2 protein-coding genes are annotated in these 1,456 nt (G+C 59.2%); one reads left to right on the top strand and one right to left on the bottom strand.

The annotated features are described in order from the left end of the window. On the bottom strand, window positions 1-561 hold a 561-nt coding region (locus tag QVE23_RS10830), incomplete at its 3' end, for a sensor histidine kinase (RefSeq protein WP_502919099.1). A gap of 320 nt (window positions 562-881) precedes the next feature. On the opposite strand from QVE23_RS10830, the gene QVE23_RS10825 reads away from it, so the two are divergent. Then, a partial coding sequence (locus tag QVE23_RS10825; RefSeq protein WP_287968226.1) for a glyceraldehyde 3-phosphate dehydrogenase NAD-binding domain-containing protein occupies window positions 882-1,456 on the top strand: 575 nt, incomplete at its 3' end.

The raw sequence follows: 1,456 nt of genomic DNA, 5'->3' as shown, positions 1-1,456 counted from the left end.
CGCCATCGCATCGTCGTGAAGGTAGCGGTCGAACAGGAAGGGGATCTGGTCCTCCTGGATACCGCAGCCGGTGTCGGACACGGACAGGCGGACCCATCGGTTGATGAATTTCAGCTCCACGGTCACCGCGCCTCCGGCGGGGGTAAACTTCAGGGCATTGGAGAGCAACTGGTAGAGCAGCAGCTCGATGGAGGGCTGGTGAAAAGCGCAGGTGTGGCAGTCCGCAGCGCTCCGGAATTCCAGCTGGACCTTTTTGAGCGCAAACAGACCCTGAGCCCCGGCACAGACCGCACGGACCGTCTCCGTCAAATCCCGGTCCCGGACGGGGAGGGGCGCGTCCTGCCCCAGCTCTCCCGCCGCCGTCAGATTGTTCACCAGCCGCAGCAGGCGGTAGTAGCTCTGATCCAGCAGGGAAGCTGTGGAATCCAGCGCCGGATCCCCCTCCCGCCGGATGGCAGGCGCCAGCTGGGCGGCCGCCAAGTGCAGGTTTCCCAACACGCTGCGCAACTGGGCGGCGATGTTGGGGAACACAACGGAGAAGTCAAATTGCTCTGCTTCCATAGGCGCATCCTTTCAGCTGGGATTCTCTCTTGTAGCATATACGGGGAGGGGCTTTCAAACCGTGGAAAAGCCTGCCTCGAACACCAATAGGATAGCAAAAAAGGGATGCAAAGACAAGGTCTTTGTCGAAAAAGGGGGAAAATTGTCGAAGTCCGGCAGACACGGCCGAACAGAAGTCCAGTCTGTGCAAAACGGACAACAAATCTTGCGTTTTATATGCGCAATTTTACGCAAAATTGCGGTGACATTTTCCGGTAATATGGTATAATGAGGACAACATCCGCTGCGGCGGAATACGGAATACAGGAAGGAATGGGAACATGGCGATCAAAGTGGGAATCAACGGATTTGGCCGGATCGGCCGCGTGGCACTGCGGATCATGGTGGAGCGCGGCAGCGCCACCTATCAGATGTGCGGCATCAACCTGCGGAACGCGGACCTGGACTACATGGTCTATCAGGTGAAGTACGACTCCGTGTTCAAGACCTTTCAGGGCACGGTGGAGCGGGACGACCGTCACCTGATTATCAACGGCAAGAAGATCCGGGTTTACAGTGAAGACGACGCCGCCAACATCCCCTGGGACGACTGCGGCGCCGAGTACATCATCGAGTCCACGGGCGCCTACTGCACCACGGAAAAGGCCTCCGCCCACTTCCGGCACGGGGCGAAAAAGGTCATCATCTCCGCCCCGGCCAAGGACGACATCACGCCCACCTTTGTCATGGGAGTGAACCACAAGCGGTACACCCCGGAGATGGACGTGGTCTCCAACGCCTCCTGCACCACCAACTGCCTGGCCCCCATGACCAAGGTCATCAACGACACCTTCGGCATCGAGCAGGCGCTGATGTCCACCATCCACGCCGCCACCGCCAAGCAGAAGGCTGTGGA

The sequence above is a fragment of the Oscillibacter sp. KLE 1728 genome, from assembly GCF_934833455.1.
Classification (GTDB): Bacteria; Bacillota; Clostridia; order Oscillospirales; family Oscillospiraceae; genus Oscillibacter; species Oscillibacter welbionis.
This window is presented reverse-complemented; position numbering and strand designations above follow the sequence as displayed.